This is a genomic window from Polaribacter sp. BAL334 (assembly GCF_015767435.1).
Classification (GTDB): Bacteria; Bacteroidota; Bacteroidia; order Flavobacteriales; family Flavobacteriaceae; genus Polaribacter.
The window spans coordinates 99503-119038 of record NZ_JADWOV010000271.1; the positions used below are offsets into that span (position 1 = coordinate 99503).

The window sequence follows — 19536 nt, forward strand, 5'->3', positions numbered from 1 at the left end:
TTATAATTTGAATAAAAAATTTAGTGTTTCTAAAAATTCAGATTTCCAAAAAGCTTCATTGTGTTTGCCTTCTGGAACTATTTTTAATTTCATTTTTTTAGAGGGAAATCCTATTTCTGACAAGGTTTTTACCATTTTTTCAGTGTCAGGAACCATCATTTCTCCTTCTTTTCCTCCTACTAAAAAGTAAATTTTTAGATTTTTTTGATTTCCTTTTTCTTTAGCAAAACCATAAATTTCATCAGAAAACCAAAATGAGGTAGAAAGTGCGCCTATTTTTCCAAAGACTTTTGGGTATTTCAAACCTCCATAAAACGAAATTAAACCTCCCAAAGAACTTCCAATAATTGCCGTATTTTTTGCGTTGGTTTTTGTCCTGAAATTTGCATCAATATAAGGTTTCACTTCATTGATTATAAAATCAATATAAAGAGTTCCTTTTCCTCCTCCATATTTTTCATTTTTGAAAGGGGTATATTCGTCAATTCTTTTAGCACCTGAATTTTCAATTCCTACTACAATAAATCCTTTTCCTGTTTTTTGAAATACATCATTCAGTGTTTCATCAATACCCCATTCGCCAATATATGAAGTTGCATCATCAAACAAGTTTTGCCCATCATGCATATAAATTACTGGAAATTTTTTGGATGATTTTTCATAATTTGGAGGCAAATACACCCAAATTTTATGCGAAATGTCCAAAGATTTCAGTTCAAATTCTTTCTCTAAAATTGGAACATTAGAAGCTTTTGTACTTGTTTTTTGATTTTTTTCTTGCGCTTGCAATCCCCAAAAAATAAAGTAAAAAAGAATAAATTTTATTAAAATAGTCTGCGAATTCAAATTTTGATTGATTTTTTACAAATATAATAAATGGCGTAAGTATTCTTGAAAAGTTAATACTTTTCTTACTTTTGACACTCAAAATTATTCTTATGAGTGAACAGCAAAAAATTGCAGTTTTTGGAGGTGGAAGTTGGGCAACTGCAATTGTAAAAATGTTATCTGAAAATTTAGAAAATGTTGGTTGGTATATGCGTGATATTCAAACAATTGAACATATCAAAGAGAATCACCACAACCCAAAATATTTAAGTTCAGCAGAATTAGATGCAAATCGTTTAGAATTGTCTGCGGATATTAATGATATGGTTGCAAAATATGACGTTCTTATTTTTGCAATTCCTTCTGCTTTTTTGGTAAGCGAATTGAGCAAATTGTCCATTTCTTTGGAATATAAAATTATTTTTTCTGCCATCAAAGGAATTGTGCCCGAAACAGGTTTGATAGTTGGTGAACATTTCAATAGAGAATACCAAATTCCACTTGAAAATATTGGTGTAATTACAGGACCTTGTCATGCTGAAGAAGTTGCTATGGAACGTTTATCTTATTTGACAATTGCGTGTCAAGATGAAGAAAAGGCGAAAAAAATGGCTAAATCTTTAGAAAGTTGGTATATCAATGCAAAAACTTCTGACGATATTATTGGGACAGAATATGCAGCTGTTCTGAAAAATATTTATGCGGTCGCAGCCGGAATTGCCCATGGTTTGGGTTATGGAGATAATTTTCAAGCAGTTTTGATGAGTAATGCCATTCGCGAAATGAAACGTTTTATCAGAAAAGTGCATAAAATGAAACGAAACATCAATAATTCAGCGTATTTAGGTGATTTGTTAGTGACAGGATATTCCACATTTAGTAGAAATCGCCATTTTGGAAATATGATTGGAAAAGGATATACTGTAAAATCGGCACAATTGGAAATGAGTATGATTGCTGAAGGCTATTATGCTGCGAAAAGTGCTCATAAAATTTCTCAAGAAAACAAAACAAAAACTCCCATTATTGATGCTGTTTTTGCCATTTTATACGACCAAAAAAATCCAAAAAAAGAATTTAAGAAGTTGACAGATAAATTGGATTAATTGTTTAATTTTGCACAATTAATTTTAATTTTCAACTTTAAGTATGAAAACAATACAAGAAGTCGTTGAAAGCACTGTTAGAAAAACTCCTTTTATAGAAGAAGCGCTCAACGAAAAACTCATCAATGTTTCTTCATTAGCAAGAATTATTTTGCCAGAAGTTGCAGCAGCTCTCAAAAAAGACGTAAAGGTGGGCGCAGTGATGATGGCAATAAATAGATTGTCTCCTGCAAGTGAGTTGAGAATCAGAAAAAACATCAAAAAATTAGCATTGGATTTGGGCGATGTGATTGTTCGTTCAGATTTATGCGATTTTACATTCAAAAACACGCCTTCATTATTGAAAGAAATTTCAAGAATTTTAAACAAATCTTCAGAAAGTGCTGATTATTTTCTAACAGTTTCTCAAGGAATTTTTGAAACAAATATTGTTACAAGTAAAAATTTAAGACCTTTTGTAGAAGAAATTTTTGAGAAGGAAACGTTGTTAAAAAGCATGTTAGAATTGGCATCAATTACCATCAAATTACCCAAAGACAACCAAGAACAATCTGGGATTTATTACTTTATTTTGAAGCAATTGGCTTGGGCAGATATTCCATTGCAAGAAATTATTTCTACGACCAACGAAATGACAATTGTGGTCAAAGAAAAAGACATCAATCAAACTTTTGCGATTTTAATGGATATGAAATTGAGCTAATTTATGGCAAAAACAAATCCTTATGCAGCATTGAAAATAAAAGAATTCAACATTTTTTTATTGATGCGTTTTTTACTTGTTTTTGGTTGGTCAATGCAGTTTATCGTGATTGAATGGCAAGTATATAGCATTACAAAAGACCCGTTATCACTAGGAATTATTGGATTGATGGAAATAATTCCAGCTTTTTCAATGGCGCTTTTTGCAGGACATATTGTTGATCAAAAAGAAAAACGAAATTTATTAGCGCTCTGCATTGCCACTTTTTCACTCATCAGTTTAGGTTTGTATTTTTTAACAACTGACAGTATTTTAGAAAGTTGGTCAACAAATAAAATATTATACGGCATTTACGGATTGGTTTTTTTTGGTGGATTTTTACGTTCTTTTTTTGGCCCTACAATTTTCTCTTTGGTGGCATTGATTGTTCCCAAAAAAATCTATCACAATGCTGCAACTTGGAGTACAAGTACATGGAAAACAGCATCAGTATCAGGAGCATTATTTGCAGGATTTTCAATAAGTTGGATGGGAGTTGCAAACACATTATTGTTGGTTTTTGTACTAGTCATTTTATCCTTCATTGTTGTTTTTTTCATTAAAAAGAAACCCATTTTAAATACTAAAATTGGAGAACCAATCAGAGAAAGTTTGAAAGCTGGAGTCACTTTTGTATTTCAAAACAAAGCGATTTTAGGGGCTTTAACGTTAGATATGATTGCGGTTTTATTTGGAGGAACTGTTGCCATTTTATCCGTTTTTGCACAAGATATTTTGAAAGTTGGGAGCGAAGGTTTTGGAATTCTAAATGCCTCAATTTCATTGGGAAGCATTGTAACAATGTTTATCACAACCTATATTCCTATCAATAAAAATACAGGAAAAAAATTGTTAGTTGCTGTTTTTATTTTTGGATTGAGCATCATTGCTTTTGGATTGTCTTCCATTTTTTGGGTGAGTATTTTAGCCTTATTCATAAGTGGAGCTGCAGATGGAATTTCGATGGTCATTCGTCAAACAATTTTACAAATCAAAACTCCTGATGAAATGCGAGGAAGAGTTTCATCAGTCAACTCAATGTTTGTTGGTTCTTCTAACGAATTAGGTGCTTTTGAAAGTGGTTTGGCTGCAAAAATTATTGGACCTGTTGCTGCTGTTGTTTTTGGTGGAACTATGACTTTATTGACAGTAGGCGCAACTGCCATTATAAATCCAACTTTGCGCGATTTAGATTTAACAAAAGATATTGAAGAACACGAAAATGCAGAATAAATTAGTTCGGAATTGTTCTATAATTACCTAAAAAAAGCGTCCAATCATACGTTTTATAGTCCAAATTTTTGGGTTTTTCAGGTGTTATTTTATATGTAAAAAGAATTTTTTTAGCACCTTTTTTTCCTCCGAAATCACCTCTAAACCAAGACAATAAAACCGAAGTTGAAGCTGTTTTTGATGTTTTATTATACGAAGTTTGCTCTTCTAAATATGCTTTAGTCATAAAATCTAGTTGATTGTCTAAATTTTCAACATCATAAATGGCAACAGGAGGACAACTTTTTGCGCCACAATTCAATGCAAAATGGATGCGCCAATCTACTTTGTCAACACGCAATTTGCGTTCCCATTTTGGACGAAACCATTTTCTCAAATAACCCAAACTAATTTTTATTTTCGATTTTCTGAGTATTCCATGCTCAATATCATCAAAAGAAAGTGTTTCTCCTCCAATTTTGATGCGCTTTTCACTAAAAAAAAAGGCTTTATTTTCATACAATTTTGGATTTTTAGACAGTGAAATTTGAATAAAAGCATTGTAAATATTTACCCAAAAAGCAATTTTTTGATTGTCAGTTTTAAGTTCATTTGTTAAGGCTGTTAAGTTGCTTTCTGACAATTGTTTACGTTCATTTTCTGTTGATTTATTATCTCGAATATTGGTTAATAAATTTTCCGATAATTTACCAAAATTTACTTTTTCTTGAGAATTCAAAAAAAAGGATGATAAAAAAATAATACTGTAAAAAAACTGTTTTGTGTAAAATTTCGTATGTTTAAGCATGAGAATTTCTGTAATTATTCCGGTTTATAATGAGCAAGAAAACCTTGTAAAAAGGTTGTCGTTTTTATGCGAACAAGCTAACAAATTTTCCATAGAAATTATTGTTTCCAATTCTCCAGAATCGTTTGATGAAACTCCAAAAGTTTGTGAAAATTTTTCAAATATACGTTTTATAAACAGTCCTCAAAAAGGCAGAGCTGCACAAATGAATTTCGGCGCAAAACAGGCAATAGGTGATGTTTTACTTTTTTTACATGCAGATGTTTGCTTGCCAAATAATTTTTATGAGGAAGTAACCAATGCCATTAAAAATGGATTCAAAGCCGGATTTTTTGCCTATAAGTTTGATAAAGAAACTCGATTATTAAACCTGAATAGTTCATTCACTAAAAACGATGGAATTTTTGCTGGTGGAGGAGATCAATGTCAATTTTTCACCAAAGAAACTTTCGAAAAACTCAATGGATATAATGAGGGATATTGTATTATGGAAGATTTTGAAATGATTGACAAAGTGCGTAAAATGAAAATTCCCTATACAATTATCCAATCAAAAGCGACAGTTAGTGCCCGAAAATATGATCAAAATTCTTGGCTAAAAGTGAATTTAATTAATGGTTATGTTTTTTTAAAATACAAATTTGGAGTGCATCCAACAAAATTGAGGAAAACTTATAAAAGCTTGTTGAGAGAACAGGTTTAAACAAAATTTGTTACCATTTTTAATTGATGTTCCAATTCAGATTCATGCATTTCAGTGGTTTTTTCATCCCAAAGAAACTGTTCTTTAAAAAGCTCTACAACAAGATTTTTATATAAAATCACGCTGGGCATATCAAAAAATACTCTTCCTGTTCTTCTCATAAAAAAATCTGTTGGATTGCAAGCCATTTCATAATTGATGGAAAACCAAACTTCTGCTTTTATCAATTTTTCTTCTTGGTTTTCATCAGTGAATTCATCAAACTTTTTCAGAATAACATCCGTTTGTTTTCCATAATTGTGCACTAAATATTCAGCATCTTTTTGAGAAAAGTCAACCTCATTGATTCGATTGTAAATGGCATCTGAATAGCTTTTTACTTCTTCTATATTTTTGAAAGTTTCTCCACAAAGTGTGATATTTTCTGTTTTTATAGCATCGAATTTTTTATCAAAACGCTTTTCATATTTTTTGGCAACCAAATCAACAATTCGTTCCGCCATTTTTCTATAGCCAGTTAATTTGCCTCCTGCAATAGAAATAAGTTCCGTTTCAGATACAAAAATTTCATCTTTTCTTGACAATTCTGAGGCAGATTTTCCTTCTTCATGAATCAAAGGTCGCAAACCTGCCCAAGAAGATTGAATATCATCTAAAGTAATATGTATCTTAGGAAACATATTGTTAACGGCTGATATTAAATAAGTTGCGTCAACAATGTTTGTGTTTACAGCGTCTTTATCTTCTTGATAATTGGTATCTGTAGTTCCAAAATAGGTCACTTTTCCTCTTGGAATGGCGAACATCATTCTTCCATCAGGAATGTCAAAATAAACAGCTTGTTTTACGGGTAATTTTTCGAAAGGAACCACCAAATGAACGCCTTTGGTGAGATGTAAACGTTTGCCAATTTTCGAATGATTTATCTGACGCAATTCATCCACCCAAGGTCCTGCAGCATTGACAACATATTTAGATTTTATCTGAAAATATTCTCCTGAAATAGCATCCAAAACTTTTGCGCCAACAACCCTATTTTCTTCATAAATAAAATCGTTTGCAGCTACATAATTTAGCATTTTTGCTTTATAATTGAAAGCCGTTTTTAGGATTTCAATCGTTAAACGCGCATCATCAGTTCTATATTCTGCATAAAAACCTGCAGCATTTAAAATGCTTTCTGGCAACAAAGGTTCTTTTTCTAAAGCTTCTTTTTTAGATAGCATTTTGCGTTTGTCTTCACCTTCTACAGATGCCAAAATATCATATACTTTTAGACCAACAGAAGTCAACCAAGAACCATAAGTGCCACCTTCAATCAAGGGTAAAATCATTTTTTCAGGAACCACCAAATGTGGTGCTAATTTATGCACAATAGCGCGTTCTGTGCCTACTTCTTTTACCAACCAAAAATCGAATTGTTTCAAATAGCGTAAACCACCGTGAATTAGTTTTGTTGATTTGCTTGACGTTCCTGAAGCAAAATCGTTTTTTTCTATCAAAGCAACTTTCATTCCGCGCGAAGCTGCATCTAAAGCAATGCCAGCGCCTGTAATTCCACCACCAATTATTAAGAGATCAAATTCCGTGTTTTTGAAATCAGAAATGAGTTGATTTCTCTGGAAAAAGGAGAAGTTTTTCATAGCTTTTTTTAGATTTTTCGTTAAATTAATCAATCCAATTTTTAGTGCGTTCAATCGCTTTTAACCAATTTTTATACAAATGTTCTCTTTTTTCTGAAGTGAATTTTGGGATGAATTCAACATCAATTTCACGATGAATTGTCAACTCATTTTGTTGCCACAAACCCACACAAATTCCCGCTAAATAGGCAGCGCCCATAACAGTTGTCTCTGTAATTTTTGGACGCTCAACAACCGTATTTAAAATATCTGCTTGAAACTGCATCAGCAAATTATTGGCACTTGCTCCACCATCAACTTTCAATGATTTTAGTGGAATTCCAGCATCTTCTTGCATGGCAATCAACACATCTTTTGTTTGATACGCCAAAGATTGTAAAGTTGCTTTGATCAAATGATTTTTGCCTGTATCTCTGGTCAAACCAAAAATAGCACCTCTTGCATACATGTCCCAATAAGGAGCGCCTAAACCTGCAAATGCAGGCACTACAATCACAGGATTTTCATCACCTACATTTTGTGCGAAAAACTCACTTTCTTCAGCAGATTTTATAATTTCTAAACCATCTCTCAACCATTGAATGGCTGCTCCAGCTACAAAAACGCTTCCTTCTAAAGCATAATACACTTTATTATTGATTCCCCAAGCAATCGTTGTTAACAAGCCATTTTTTGAAAACTGTGGTTTTTTTCCAGTATTCATCAATAAAAAACAGCCAGTTCCATACGTGTTTTTGGCATTTCCTTTTTTGAAACACGCTTGTCCAAACAAGGCAGCTTGTTGATCTCCGGCAATTCCTGCAATCGGAATTTTTGTTCCATTCAATATAAAATCACCAAAATGAAAAGAAGATGGCTTTACTTTTGGAAGCATTTTTTGATCAATATTCAATGCTTTTAAAAGCGTTTCGTCCCAACACAATTTGTTGATATCAAACAACATCGTTCTTGAAGCATTGCTATAATCGGTTGCATGCACTTTTTTATCGGTCAAATTCCATAATATCCACGAATCAATAGTTCCAAAAAGTAAATTTCCTTTTTGAGCTTCTTGTTTTGCATTGGGAACATTTTCTAAAATCCAATGAATTTTGGTAGCTGAAAAATAGGCGTCAATGACCAAACCTGTGGTTTGTTTTACATGATTTTCTAAACCTCTTTTATTTAAATCTTCACAAATTTCAGCTGTTCTTTTGTCTTGCCAAACAATGGCGTTATAAATGGGTTTCCCCGAATTTTTATCCCAAATAACAGTAGTTTCTCGTTGATTGGTGATGCCAATTCCTACAATTTTATCCGCAGTAATATTTGCTATTTCTATTACTTTTTGCAAGGTTGAAAGTTGCGTTTCTAAAATCACAAAAGGGTCATGCTCAACCCAACCAGATGCTGGATAAATTTGTTCAAATTCCTCTTGAGCAATCGCAACAATCTTCCCTTTTTCGTCCACCAAAACCGAACGCGAACTCGTGGTTCCTTGGTCTAAAGCTAAAATATATTTTTGTGCCATAAAACTGCAAATACAAATAGCAATTTACAAAATTACCCGAAATAATATGGATAAATTAGTACCTTTCCGAAAATTAAAATCATTTCTATGGATTATGGATTTCTGTCAGTAATACCTCCTGTTGTTGCTATTATTTTGGCTTTAAGAACTAAGCAAGTGTATATTGCTTTGCTATTTGGAATTTGGTTTTCATGGCTGATTATCAAAGGTTGGAATCCACTTGATGGAACAATTGCCATGATTGAAGCCATGGTTGATGTGTTTCAATCGAAAGGAAATACCAGAACAATCATGTTTAGTGCTTTGGTGGGTGCTTTGCTGATTTTCATTCAATATTCAAAAGGAGTAGAAGGATTTGTCAATTATTTGAATAAGAAATTAGTAACATTAGAAGCAAAAAAATCAGGATTTGCGAGAATTATGGTTCAGATTTTGGCGATGTTTACAGGAATTTTATTGTTTGTTGAAACCAGTATCAGTTCCTTAACTGTAGGAACATTGTATCGTCCAATTTTTGATCGATTAAAAATTCCGAGAGAGAAATTAGCATATATTGCCGATTCAAGTTCTGCACCTTCCTCAATTCTGATTCCTTTTAATGCTTGGGGTGCCTTTATTATGGGATTGTTGTTGACACAAGGAATTGACAAACCATTTTCTATGATGATGGCATCTATCAAATATAATTTTTATCCATTATTAGCGATTGTGATTGTTTTTGTAGTGATTTTATCCAAAAAAGATATTGGATTAATGAAAAAAGCCGAGAAAAGAACGCTGGAAACAGGAGCTATACTAAATGAAAATTCCACGCCAATGGTTTCTGATGAGGTGACATCATTTCCGCCAAAAGAAGGAATAGAGGCAAAAGCGTATAATATGGTTGTGCCACTTTTGGTGATGGTTTTAATGATGCCCATCAATCTAATTTTTACAGGTTGGAATGCTGTAAAAGAATCCAATTCTTTCTTAAATCATGTGTCACAAGCCATTGGTGAAGGGTCAGGTTCTTCCTCTGTTTTATATGCTGTTATTACCGCAATTTTAGTGGCAATTTTGATGTATTTTATTCAAGGAATTTTAAAACCTAAAGAAGCAATAACGCTAACATTAAAAGGAATTAGTGAATTAATGCCCTTGGCTTTATTGATGTTATTAGCGTTTGCTATTGGTGATGCTTGTAAGGAATTAGAAACAGGAATGTATGTTGCGAATGCCACAAAAGGCTGGTTATCAGCAGAATTGTTGCCAGCAGTAGTTTTTGTAATTAGTTCGTTTATTGCATTTTCTACAGGAACTTCGTGGGGAACTTTTGCAATTATGTTGGCAATTTCTATTCCAATGGCAACGATTCATGGAGCTGATGTAACGATTATAGTTGCAGCAACTTTAGGAGGAGGGATTTTTGGAGACCATTGTTCGCCAATTTCAGATACAACCATAATTTCCTCTATGGCTTCAGCTAGTGATCATATTGATCATGTAAAAACCCAATTACCGTATGCAATTATTGGGGGAATTATCACCACAATTTTATATTTGATTATTGGGTTTTTTGGATGATTCTAAACGCAAAGACACAGAGTTTTCGGAAAGAGCGCAAAGTTAATCTTACTGAACTTTGCGAAGAAACTTTGCGCTCTTTGCGTTTAAAATTAAGCTAAAATTCCACGTTTTCCCAATTCAGGAATCATACGTAAAGCACCCTCTTTTATGGTATTTTCTTTAAAAACAAAGGTTTTTTCAAACAAGGTATTTCCTTCAAAAAAAGTAACTTGAAAACGATTGTTTAGTTTGAATAATTCTGGTTGAATCAATTCAATTTTTGCAAAGGAATTTGCGGGCAAAACATCCAATTTTTTACGAAATAAAGAAGTGGTTTTTACATCAGAAAATCCTTGTGAGACAATTACAACCAATTCTAAATCAACCGATTTTTTATTAATGATATACACATTCCAATCATCAGTTTTGTAAATATCATTGTATTCAAAAACAACGGCAATTGCTATATCAGAAACTTCAGGAATGTGAATGTCTTTTTTCATTTTGATCAATGGTTCAGAGTTACATAGTTGCAAAGGTTCAAAGTGAGCGTTTGTGCAAGAAGAAATTTAAATTTTCAAACCTTTGCCACTTTGTTTCTTTGCTACTTTGCCACTCTAAATAATAGACTTAAACTGCTCTAAAAAACGCTTGTCATTTTCATAAAACATTCTGATATCAGGAATTTGATATAACAACATGGCAATGCGTTCTATACCCATTCCAAAAGCGTAACCAGAGTATTTTGTGGGGTCTATATTGCAGTTTTTCAACACATTAGGATCCACCATTCCACAACCCATAATTTCTAACCAACCAGTTCCTTTGGTGATTCTGTAGTCAATTTCAGTTTCTAATCCCCAATAAATATCCACTTCAGCACTCGGTTCTGTAAACGGAAAATAAGAAGGTCTCAAACGTATTTTTGATTTTCCAAACATCTCTTTGGTAAAGTACAAAAGTGTTTGTTTCAAATCAGCAAACGAAACATTTGTATCTATATACAAACCTTCCACTTGATGAAAAATACAATGTGCTCTCGCAGAAATATCTTCATTTCTAAAAACTCTTCCAGGAGAAATGGTTCTAATTGGAGGCTGATTTTTTTCCATATAACGCACTTGTACTGAAGACGTATGAGTTCGCAATAATAGATCTGAATTGAATTTTCCTCCAGCTTGTTCTATAAAAAAAGTATCTTGCATGTCTCTTGCAGGATGATATTCTGGCAAATTTAATGCGGTAAAATTGTGCCAATCATCCTCAATTTCTGGTCCTTCAGAAACAGTAAAACCAATCCTGTTAAAAACTTCAATAATTTGATTTTTAACAATGGATATTGGATGACGAGATCCTAGTTCAATGGGTTCTGCAGGTCTAGTTAAATCGCCGTAAATTGACTTTTCCTCAGTGGAATTTTCTAAAGAAGTTGCTATTTCAAGTACTTTTTCTTCAGCAGTTTTTTTCAATGTATTCAATGCTTGCCCAAAATCTTTACGCAAATCAGCATCCACATTTTTAAATTCAGCAAATAAGTCTTTTAATAGTCCTTTACTTCCTAAATATTTAATTCTGAAAGTTTCTAATTCCTCTTTTGTTGAGGCGTTAAAATGACTCACTTCAACAATCAATTCTTTTACTTTGTCTAACATTTTGTGCGAAAATTAGATTGCAAATTTACAGTATTTTAAAGAGTTTTTCGGATGATTTTTTTAGCTTTCTAAATCACACAACGAAATCGATTGAAAATTGGGGTTAAAACGAAAATATTCACAATTTTTTAATTTTGCGATATTGAAAAATTCATATCTTTGTGGCACGAAAATTTTATTAATATCATAAAAAAATATGGAAGAAAGTATGAAATCCAAAATAGATGGGTTTATGGAGCTCGTTGAAAAACGCAACAGTCATGAACCTGAATTTTTACAGGCTGTAAGAGAAGTGGCAGAAACTGTAATCCCTTATATCATTCAACACGAAATTTATAACGGAAAAAATATTTTATTAAGAATGGTAGAGCCAGAAAGATTGATTTCTTTCAGAGTTTCATGGGTTGATGATAGTGGTGAAATTCAAGTAAATAGAGGCTATAGAATTCAAATGAATTCTGCAATTGGCCCTTATAAAGGAGGTTTACGTTTTCACCCAACAGTAAATGCTAGTATTTTAAAGTTTTTAGCTTTTGAACAAGTATTTAAAAATTCCTTGACCACATTGCCAATGGGTGGTGGAAAAGGAGGTTCTGATTTTGATCCAAAAGGAAAATCAGACAATGAAATCATGCGTTTTTGCCATGCATTTATGACTGAATTATTCAGACACATTGGTCCAAATACGGATGTTCCTGCAGGAGATATTGGAGTTGGCGCAAGAGAAATTGGTTTTATGTTTGGAATGTATAAAAAACTAAACAACGAATTTACAGGAGTTTTAACAGGAAAAGGACAATCTTGGGGAGGTTCATTAATCAGACCAGAAGCAACAGGTTATGGAACAGTGTATTTTGCACAAAACATGTTACAGCGTAAAAACGAATCGTTCTCTGGAAAAAAAGTAGTGATTTCTGGTTCAGGAAATGTGGCTCAATTCGCAGCAGAAAAAGCCATTGAATTAGGCGCAAAAGTTTTAACACTTTCTGATTCAAGTGGTTATATTCACGTTGAAAATGGTTTTTCTACAGAGCAATTGAAACATGTAATGCATATCAAAAATGTAAAACGAGGAAGAATTAGTGATTTTCTAGATGCATATCCTTCAGCAAAATTTGTAAAAAACCAAACTCCTTGGGAAGTTGCTTGTGATATTGCTTTGCCTTGTGCTACTCAAAACGAATTGAATGGTGATGATGCAAAAATGCTTATTAAAAACGGTTGTATGTGTGTTTCTGAAGGTGCAAATATGCCTTCAACTCCTGAAGCGATGCACGAATTTCAACATGCAAAAATTTTATTTGCGCCAGGAAAAGCGTCAAATGCTGGTGGTGTTGCAACTTCTGGATTGGAAATGAGTCAAAATTCATTACGATTGAGCTGGTCAAGAAAAGAAGTGGATGAGCGTTTGAAAGAAATTATGGAAAATATCCATAATTCTTGCGTGCAATATGGTCAAAATGAAGATGCATCCATTGATTATGTTAGAGGAGCAAATATTGCTGGTTTTGTGAAAGTTGCAGATGCCATGTTAGCGCAAGGAATTATTTAACATCATTTTTCATATTAAATCAAGAAAGCACATCAATTTTGGTGTGCTTTTTTTATTTTTATAACATGAAAATGATCAAAAATCAAATTATTACTGGAAGCTGTGAAAAACCTATTTTGGTTGATGTTTTTTTTAATGAAAACAGCCAACCAAAACCAATCGTTATTTTTTGTCACGGTTACAAAGGCTTTAAAGATTGGGGCGCTTGGAATTTAATGGCGGAAACTTTTGCAAATTCAGACTTTTTCTTTCTGAAATTTAATTTTTCTCACAATGGAGGAACTGTTCAAAATCCAATTGATTTTCCCGATTTAGAAGCCTTTGGGAATAACAATTATACCAAAGAATTGGATGATTTAGAAAAAGTTATAGATTGGATTTCCACAAATCAAGATTTTAAATATGAAGCAAAAACTGATGAAATTTCTTTGATTGGTCACAGTAGAGCTGGAGGGATTGTTCTTTTAAAATCCAATGAGGATACAAGAATTCAAAAAGTAATTACGTTGGCTGGAGTTTCTGATTTTAGTAAAAGAACAGCCACAATTGGTGATTTAGAAGAATGGAAAAAAGAAGGAGTAAAATATGTTTTAAATGAAAGAACCAAACAAAAAATGCCCCATTTTTATCAATTTTATGAAGATTTTATCAGAAATAAAGAACGCTTGAATATTCAAAAAGCAACAGAAAGCATACAAATTCCGCATTTAATTATTCATGGAGATCAGGACAATGTTGTTTCTATTGAAGAAGCAAAAAACCTTTATAAATGGAATCCAAATGCAACGTTTACTGTGATTAAAAACGCAGATCATGTGTTCAATGTGTTTCATCCTTGGGAAAAAAGTGTGGTTTCAGATGAGTTTCTTGAAGCAATTGAAAAGTGTATAGAATTTTTAAAAGCATGAGATAAATTCTAAGGATTTCCGTACTTTAGAAACATGGAATTGCGACCTCCTTTTCGTAAAATTATTCACGTTGACATGGATGCCTTTTTTGCATCTGTTGAACAATTAGACAATCCTGATTTGAAGGGAAAACCAATTGCTGTTGGCGGAAGTGAAGCAAGAGGTGTTGTTGCAGCAGCAAGTTATGAAGCGCGAAAATTTGGCGTTAAATCTGCTATGAGTGGTGTTTTAGCGAAACAAAAATGTCCTGATTTAATTTTTGTAAAGCCGAATTTTTCGAGATATAAAGAGATTTCTCATCAAATTAGAGAAATTTTTTATGATTATACGGATTTGGTGGAGCCACTTTCTTTAGACGAAGCGTATTTGGATGTTACCGAAAATAAAGTTGGAAATCCGTCAGCAAGTTTGATTGCGAAAGAAATCAGAAATCGGATTTTTAACGAATTGAATTTGACAGCCTCTGCAGGAATTTCTATCAATAAATTCATTGCAAAAGTTGCTTCGGATATCAACAAACCTAATGGACAAAAAACCATCAATCCTGAAGAAGTAATCTCTTTTTTGGAAAATTTGCCCGTCAATCAATTTTATGGAGTTGGCAAAGTTACCGCTTCAAAAATGTATAATTTAGGGATTTTTACTGGCAATGATTTAAAACAAAAATCATTGGAAGAATTGGCAAATTTGTTTGGGAAATCTGGAGCACATTATTACAATATTGTTCGAGGAATTCATAATAGCGAGGTAAAGCCTGACAGAATTCGGAAATCTGTAGGTGCAGAAACCACTTTTTTTGAAAACATTTCTTCGGAAATTTTTATGATTCAAAAGTTAGAAAAAATTGCTGATGAATTGGAAAAAAGGATGAAAAAAAGTGATACTAAAGGAAAAACAGTGACGCTAAAAATCAAATATTCTGATTTTACATTGCAAACCAGAAGTAAAACCATTGATGAGTTCATCCAACAGAAAAAAGAATTTTTTCCAATAGTGAAAGAATTGTTGTATCAAGAAAAATTGAAAAATTCAGTTCGTTTGTTAGGCATTTCTTTTGCAAATTTAAATTCCGAGAAAAAAACACCAATTTGGGTGCAATTGAAATTTGATTTTTAATGATGATTTTGCCACGAATTCAAGAATTATTGCAAGTAACTTCTTATAAATTTTAAAAAAGGACATTAAATAAATGGTGATTGCTTCTAAAAATTCGAGATAATTGGTGAAATTAGTGTCCAAAAAAAATAACTCATGAATTTAAGCTATTGGGAGTTAAAAGAATGGTTTTCCAACATCGATTTTACGATTGTTGGTAGTGGAATTGTGGGCTTAAATTGTGCCTTGCAATTGAAAAAAATGCATCCAAAAGCTACAATAATTATTTTAGAAAAAGGCATGCTACCTCAAGGAGCAAGTACTAAAAATGCAGGATTTGCTTGTTTTGGGAGTTTGTCCGAAATTTTAGATGATTTGCAATCTCACACTGAAGAAGAGGTTTTTCAATTGGTAAAAAAACGTTGGGAAGGATTGCAATTATTACGCGCTACTTTGGGCGATAAAAACATCGATTTTCAGCCAAATAAAGGTTTTGAATTGTTCAAAGAAAAAGAAATTTTCGAAGAATGTTTGCAACAAAAAGAAGCAATTAATCAATTATTGCATCCTATTTTTAAAGATGATGTTTTTACAATTTCTGAAAACCAATTTTCTTTCCAAAAAGTGGTTCCAAAGTATATTGTCAATAATTTCGAAGGTCAAATTGACACTGGAAAAATGGCTGCAAAATTGTTGCAAAAAGTGCAACAAAAAGACATTAAAATTATCAATAGTATTGCTGTAGAATCATTTGTAGAAAAAGAGACTACAATACATATAAAAACCAACAAATTAGACTTTTACACTAAAAAATTATTCATTGCAACCAATGGTTTTGCCAATCAATTCATCAATGAAAATGTGCAACCTGCAAGAGCACAAGTGTTGATTACGAAACCGATTAAAAACTTGCATATCAAAGGAACTTTTCATTTGGATAAAGGGTATTTTTATTTTAGAAATATTGATGATCGGATTTTATTTGGTGGTGGTAGAAATCTCGATTTTACTACCGAACAAACTTCGGAATTTGGACAAACTTCCATCATTCAAAATGAATTAGAAAAAATGCTTCAAGAAATTATTTTACCAACGATTCCTTTTGAAATTGAACACAGATGGAGTGGAATTATGGGTTTAGGCTCTAGAAATTTGTCTGGGCAGAAAAAAGCCATTGTAAAACAGGTTTCAAATCACGTTTTTTGCGGAGTTCGTTTGGGTGGAATGGGAGTTGCTATTGGAAGTTTGGTGGGTAAAGAATTGGCAGAATTGACAAAAAAATGAAAACACAAAACACACATTTCGATGTCATTATTGTTGGTGGTGGTTTGGCTGGTTTGTGCAATGCCATTCATTTGTCTAAGTTCAATAAAAAAGTGTTGCTGATTGAAAAAAATGAGTATCCAAAACACAAAGTTTGTGGCGAATATATTTCTAATGAAGTGTTGCCTTATTTGGCTTTTTTAGATTTCAATCCTTTTGATTTTGGCGCCGTAAAAATTGATAAATTTCAGTTGTCAACCACCAATAATCAATTGATTTCTGCAAAATTGCCTTTAGGTGGTTTTGGAATTTCTCGTTACAAATTAGATTTTGAATTGCTTCAAAAAGCCATTCAAAATGGGGTGATTATACTGAAAGATTTGGTTACTAATATTCAGTTTACAAATGATATATTTGAAGTGGAAACCAAAGAAAATCAACACCTTACTTCAAAAATTGTGATTGGTGCATTTGGCAAACGTTCTTTTTTAGATGTTGCTTTGCAACGTGATTTTATCCAGAAAAAATCACCTTATTTGGGGGTAAAAATTCATGTAAAAGGGAATTTTCCACATGATTTAGTGGCACTTCATAATTTTAAAGGTGGTTATTGTGGCGTTTCAAAAGTGGAAAATAACGAGATTAATTTGTGTTATATCACCAATTTTTCATCGTTCAAAAAACATAAAAATATTGAGGATTTTCAGGAAAATGTGGTGTTTAAAAATACCTATTTAAAAGATATATTCAAAAACTCAACATCACTTTTTGATGAGCCTCTGACCATCAGTCAAATTTCATTTGAATCAAAAACGTTGGTCGAAAATCACATCATCATGTGTGGAGATGCAGCAGGAATGATTCATCCTTTGTGTGGAAATGGGATGAGTATGGCAATTCAATCAGCACAAATTGCATCTAAACTCATTCTAAATTACTTAGAAGGGAAAATTTCGACAAGAAAAGCATTAGAAAACGAGTATCTTTCACAATGGAATCGTCAGTTCAAATGGAGATTAAAAGCGGGTCATTTTATTGCGATGTTGTTTAGACAAGATAAAATTGCGAATTTTTTATTGCAAATTTTGGGCAAACTTCCTTTTTTATTGCCTATTATTATCAAACAAACGCATGGAAAACCAATAAAATAGTAATGGACTTTTTTATCAACACAAAATTTAGAACAGACAAAGAAGAATTAATGGACGATTTTTCGATTGGAGGTGATTTGTTAAGAGATACTTTGGATAAACTAGAAAACATAAATCGTTGGTTAGGAGGAAATAAAGTAACTTTGAATGGATTGAAAATCTTGTTGAAAAATCATTCAAAAGAAGATAAAATCACCATTATTGATATTGGTTGTGGTCATGGAGATATTCTGAGAGATGTGGCAAAATTTGGAAGAAAAGCCCAATTTCAGTTCCAATTAATTGGTGTTGACGCAAATCCTGAAGCCATAAAATATGCACAAGAATTGTCTATTGATTTTCCTGAAATTAGTTTTCGAACAGAAGATATTTTTTCGGAAAATTTCAAAAATCAGCATTTTGATATTGTGTTAGCAACCTTGTTTTTACATCATTTTAAAGAAGATTTGTTAATTTCATTTTTAAAAAACACGCTGCAAAACTCGAAAACAGGGATTGTTGTAAACGATTTGCACAGACACAAATTGGCATATTATTTATTTATGATGTTGTCAATTTTCATCAAAAATAATATGATTATTGAAGATGGGTTAACATCTGTTTTAAGAGGATTTAAACAAAAAGATTTAGAAAATATTTCAACTCAAATAAATGTAAAACCATTCATCAAATGGAAATGGGCTTTCCGATATTTGTGGATAATTAAAAAATAAAATGGCAGTAAAAATAACAGCAGTTGCAAAACAATTGCCTCAATATTCTAAAGAAACAAAAGATATTATTCCTTTTGTTGAACTTTGGATGCAAGATCAAGAACCTCGTTTTCAACGAAAAGTCATCAAACTTTTTGAAGGTGCAGGTGTTGACAAACGGTTTTCAATTATGAGTCCTGAAGAGGTTTTCACAGCCACTTCTTTTGAAGATAAAAACAACATTTACAAACGCGAAGTTATCAAATTGGGAGAGCAAGCTTTTATAAAATCTTTGCAAAAAGCAAACCTACAACCTACTGATATTGATTACATCATTACTGTAAGTTGCACAGGAATTATGATTCCCTCTTTGGATGCTTATTTGATCAATTCTTTGCAATTAAAACAAGATATTGTGCGTTTGCCAGTAACAGAAATGGGCTGTGCAGCTGGCGTTTCAGGGATAATTTATGCTAAGAATTTTCTGAAAGCAAATCCCAATAAAAGAGCAGTTGTGATTTCGGTTGAAGCACCAACAGCCACGTTTCAGTTGGATGATTTTTCGATGGCAAATATTGTAAGTGCCGCTATTTTTGGAGATGGTGCAGCAAGCGTTATTTTATCTTCTTATCCAGAAGATGAAGGTCCAGAAATTGTGGACGAAGCAATGTATCATTTTTATGATGCCATTCATATGATGGGTTTTAATTTGGTAAATTCAGGCTTACAAATGATTTTAGACAAAGAAGTTCCTCAAAAAATTTCGGATCATTTTCCTGCAATTATTCATCCGTTTTTAGAAAAAAATCAGTTGAAAATTCAAGATATTGATTTTTTGATTTTTCATCCTGGAGGAAAAAAAATCGTGCAAACTGTGGAAGATTTATTTGGTGTTTTGGGTAAAAATATTGATGATACAAAAGAAGTTTTACGTTTATACGGAAATATGTCAAGCGCCACTGTGCTCTATGTTTTAGAGCGTTTTATGGATCAAAACCCTAAAAAAGGAGACACAGGATTGATGTTGAGCTTTGGTCCTGGATTTTCGGCACAACGAATTTTATTACAATGGTAACAAATTTTTTGTCATGCTGAACTAGTTTCAGCATCTTATAAATAGATAAGA

Annotated in this window: 18 protein-coding genes; 12 read left to right on the forward strand and 6 right to left on the reverse strand. The window is 32.4% G+C overall.

The genetic code is table 11. The annotated features are described in order from the left end of the window. A complete protein-coding gene (locus IU405_RS06885) occupies positions 1 to 846 on the reverse strand; it encodes an alpha/beta hydrolase (RefSeq protein ID WP_231749583.1) in 846 nt (281 codons plus the stop codon). 92 nt (positions 847 to 938) lie between these two features. Between IU405_RS06885 and IU405_RS06890 the strand changes: the two genes are divergently transcribed. The 3 genes from IU405_RS06890 to IU405_RS06900 are packed head-to-tail and all read left to right on the forward strand — an operon-like array spanning position 939 to position 3909. Beyond that, positions 939 to 1934, forward strand: a complete 996-nt coding sequence (locus IU405_RS06890; protein WP_197437874.1) for an NAD(P)H-dependent glycerol-3-phosphate dehydrogenase — start codon at positions 939 to 941, stop codon at positions 1932 to 1934. Between the two features lie 43 nt (positions 1935 to 1977). Continuing rightward, positions 1978 to 2637 carry a hypothetical protein gene (locus IU405_RS06895; protein ID WP_197437875.1) on the forward strand — a complete coding sequence of 220 codons (660 nt, stop codon included), beginning with the start codon at positions 1978 to 1980 and terminating at the stop codon, positions 2635 to 2637. A gap of 3 nt (positions 2638 to 2640) precedes the next feature. Continuing rightward, complete coding sequence (locus IU405_RS06900) at positions 2641 to 3909, forward strand: MFS transporter (RefSeq protein ID WP_197437876.1); 1269 nt, start codon at positions 2641 to 2643, stop codon at positions 3907 to 3909. A 1-nt stretch (position 3910) separates the two neighbouring features. On the opposite strand, the gene IU405_RS06905 is transcribed toward IU405_RS06900, so the two are convergent. Further along, on the reverse strand, positions 3911 to 4627 hold the full coding sequence (locus IU405_RS06905) for a DUF547 domain-containing protein (RefSeq protein ID WP_231749585.1): 717 nt from the start codon (positions 4625 to 4627) through the stop codon (positions 3911 to 3913). 67 nt (positions 4628 to 4694) lie between these two features. Here IU405_RS06905 and IU405_RS06910 point away from each other — a divergent pair, with 67 nt between their 5' ends. Next, positions 4695 to 5399 carry a TIGR04283 family arsenosugar biosynthesis glycosyltransferase gene (locus IU405_RS06910; protein ID WP_197437878.1) on the forward strand — a complete coding sequence of 235 codons (705 nt, stop codon included), beginning with the start codon at positions 4695 to 4697 and terminating at the stop codon, positions 5397 to 5399. Here IU405_RS06910 and IU405_RS06915 read toward each other — a convergent pair. Together IU405_RS06915 and glpK are read right to left on the reverse strand one after the other, a co-directional pair. Further along, a complete protein-coding gene (locus IU405_RS06915; protein ID WP_197438021.1) occupies positions 5396 to 7042 on the reverse strand; it encodes a glycerol-3-phosphate dehydrogenase/oxidase in 1647 nt (548 codons plus the stop codon). The two genes, IU405_RS06910 and IU405_RS06915, sit on opposite strands and share 4 nt — an antisense overlap. Positions 7043 to 7067: 25 nt before the next feature. Continuing rightward, positions 7068 to 8552 (reverse strand): glycerol kinase GlpK, encoded by a 1485-nt coding sequence (glpK, locus tag IU405_RS06920; RefSeq protein WP_197437879.1) that lies wholly within the window; start codon positions 8550 to 8552, stop codon positions 7068 to 7070. 87 nt (positions 8553 to 8639) lie between these two features. Here glpK and IU405_RS06925 point away from each other — a divergent pair, with 87 nt between their 5' ends. Next, the gene (locus IU405_RS06925) at positions 8640 to 10115 is read left to right on the forward strand and encodes a Na+/H+ antiporter NhaC family protein (protein ID WP_197437880.1); all 1476 of its coding nucleotides are present in this window, start codon (positions 8640 to 8642) and stop codon (positions 10113 to 10115) included. A 92-nt stretch (positions 10116 to 10207) separates the two neighbouring features. On the opposite strand, the gene IU405_RS06930 is transcribed toward IU405_RS06925, so the two are convergent. After that, entirely contained in the window at positions 10208 to 10600 is a 393-nt protein-coding gene (locus tag IU405_RS06930) for a hypothetical protein (RefSeq protein WP_197437881.1), read from the reverse strand. Positions 10601 to 10714: 114 nt separating this feature from the next. Then, entirely contained in the window at positions 10715 to 11749 is a 1035-nt protein-coding gene (gene pheS, locus IU405_RS06935; protein ID WP_197437882.1) for a phenylalanine--tRNA ligase subunit alpha, read from the reverse strand. 208 nt (positions 11750 to 11957) lie between these two features. Here pheS and gdhA point away from each other — a divergent pair, with 208 nt between their 5' ends. From gdhA to IU405_RS06970, 7 genes are all read left to right on the forward strand, one after another. Then, positions 11958 to 13301 carry an NADP-specific glutamate dehydrogenase gene (gene gdhA, locus IU405_RS06940; RefSeq protein ID WP_197437883.1) on the forward strand — a complete coding sequence of 448 codons (1344 nt, stop codon included), beginning with the start codon at positions 11958 to 11960 and terminating at the stop codon, positions 13299 to 13301. Between the two features lie 65 nt (positions 13302 to 13366). Further along, a complete protein-coding gene (locus tag IU405_RS06945; RefSeq protein ID WP_197437884.1) occupies positions 13367 to 14209 on the forward strand; it encodes an alpha/beta hydrolase family protein in 843 nt (280 codons plus the stop codon). 33 nt (positions 14210 to 14242) lie between these two features. Further along, positions 14243 to 15325, forward strand: a complete 1083-nt coding sequence (dinB, locus tag IU405_RS06950) for a DNA polymerase IV (RefSeq protein ID WP_197437885.1) — start codon at positions 14243 to 14245, stop codon at positions 15323 to 15325. A gap of 135 nt (positions 15326 to 15460) precedes the next feature. Beyond that, entirely contained in the window at positions 15461 to 16588 is a 1128-nt protein-coding gene (locus tag IU405_RS06955) for an NAD(P)/FAD-dependent oxidoreductase (protein ID WP_197437886.1), read from the forward strand. Then, on the forward strand, positions 16585 to 17718 hold the full coding sequence (locus tag IU405_RS06960) for an NAD(P)/FAD-dependent oxidoreductase (protein ID WP_197437887.1): 1134 nt from the start codon (positions 16585 to 16587) through the stop codon (positions 17716 to 17718). Before IU405_RS06955 ends, IU405_RS06960 begins: the two co-directional genes overlap by 4 nt. A gap of 2 nt (positions 17719 to 17720) precedes the next feature. Further along, the gene (locus tag IU405_RS06965; protein ID WP_197437888.1) at positions 17721 to 18431 is read left to right on the forward strand and encodes a methyltransferase domain-containing protein; all 711 of its coding nucleotides are present in this window, start codon (positions 17721 to 17723) and stop codon (positions 18429 to 18431) included. A gap of 1 nt (position 18432) precedes the next feature. Further along, complete coding sequence (locus IU405_RS06970; RefSeq protein ID WP_197437889.1) at positions 18433 to 19485, forward strand: type III polyketide synthase; 1053 nt, start codon at positions 18433 to 18435, stop codon at positions 19483 to 19485. Positions 19486 to 19536: the final 51 nt, after the last annotated feature.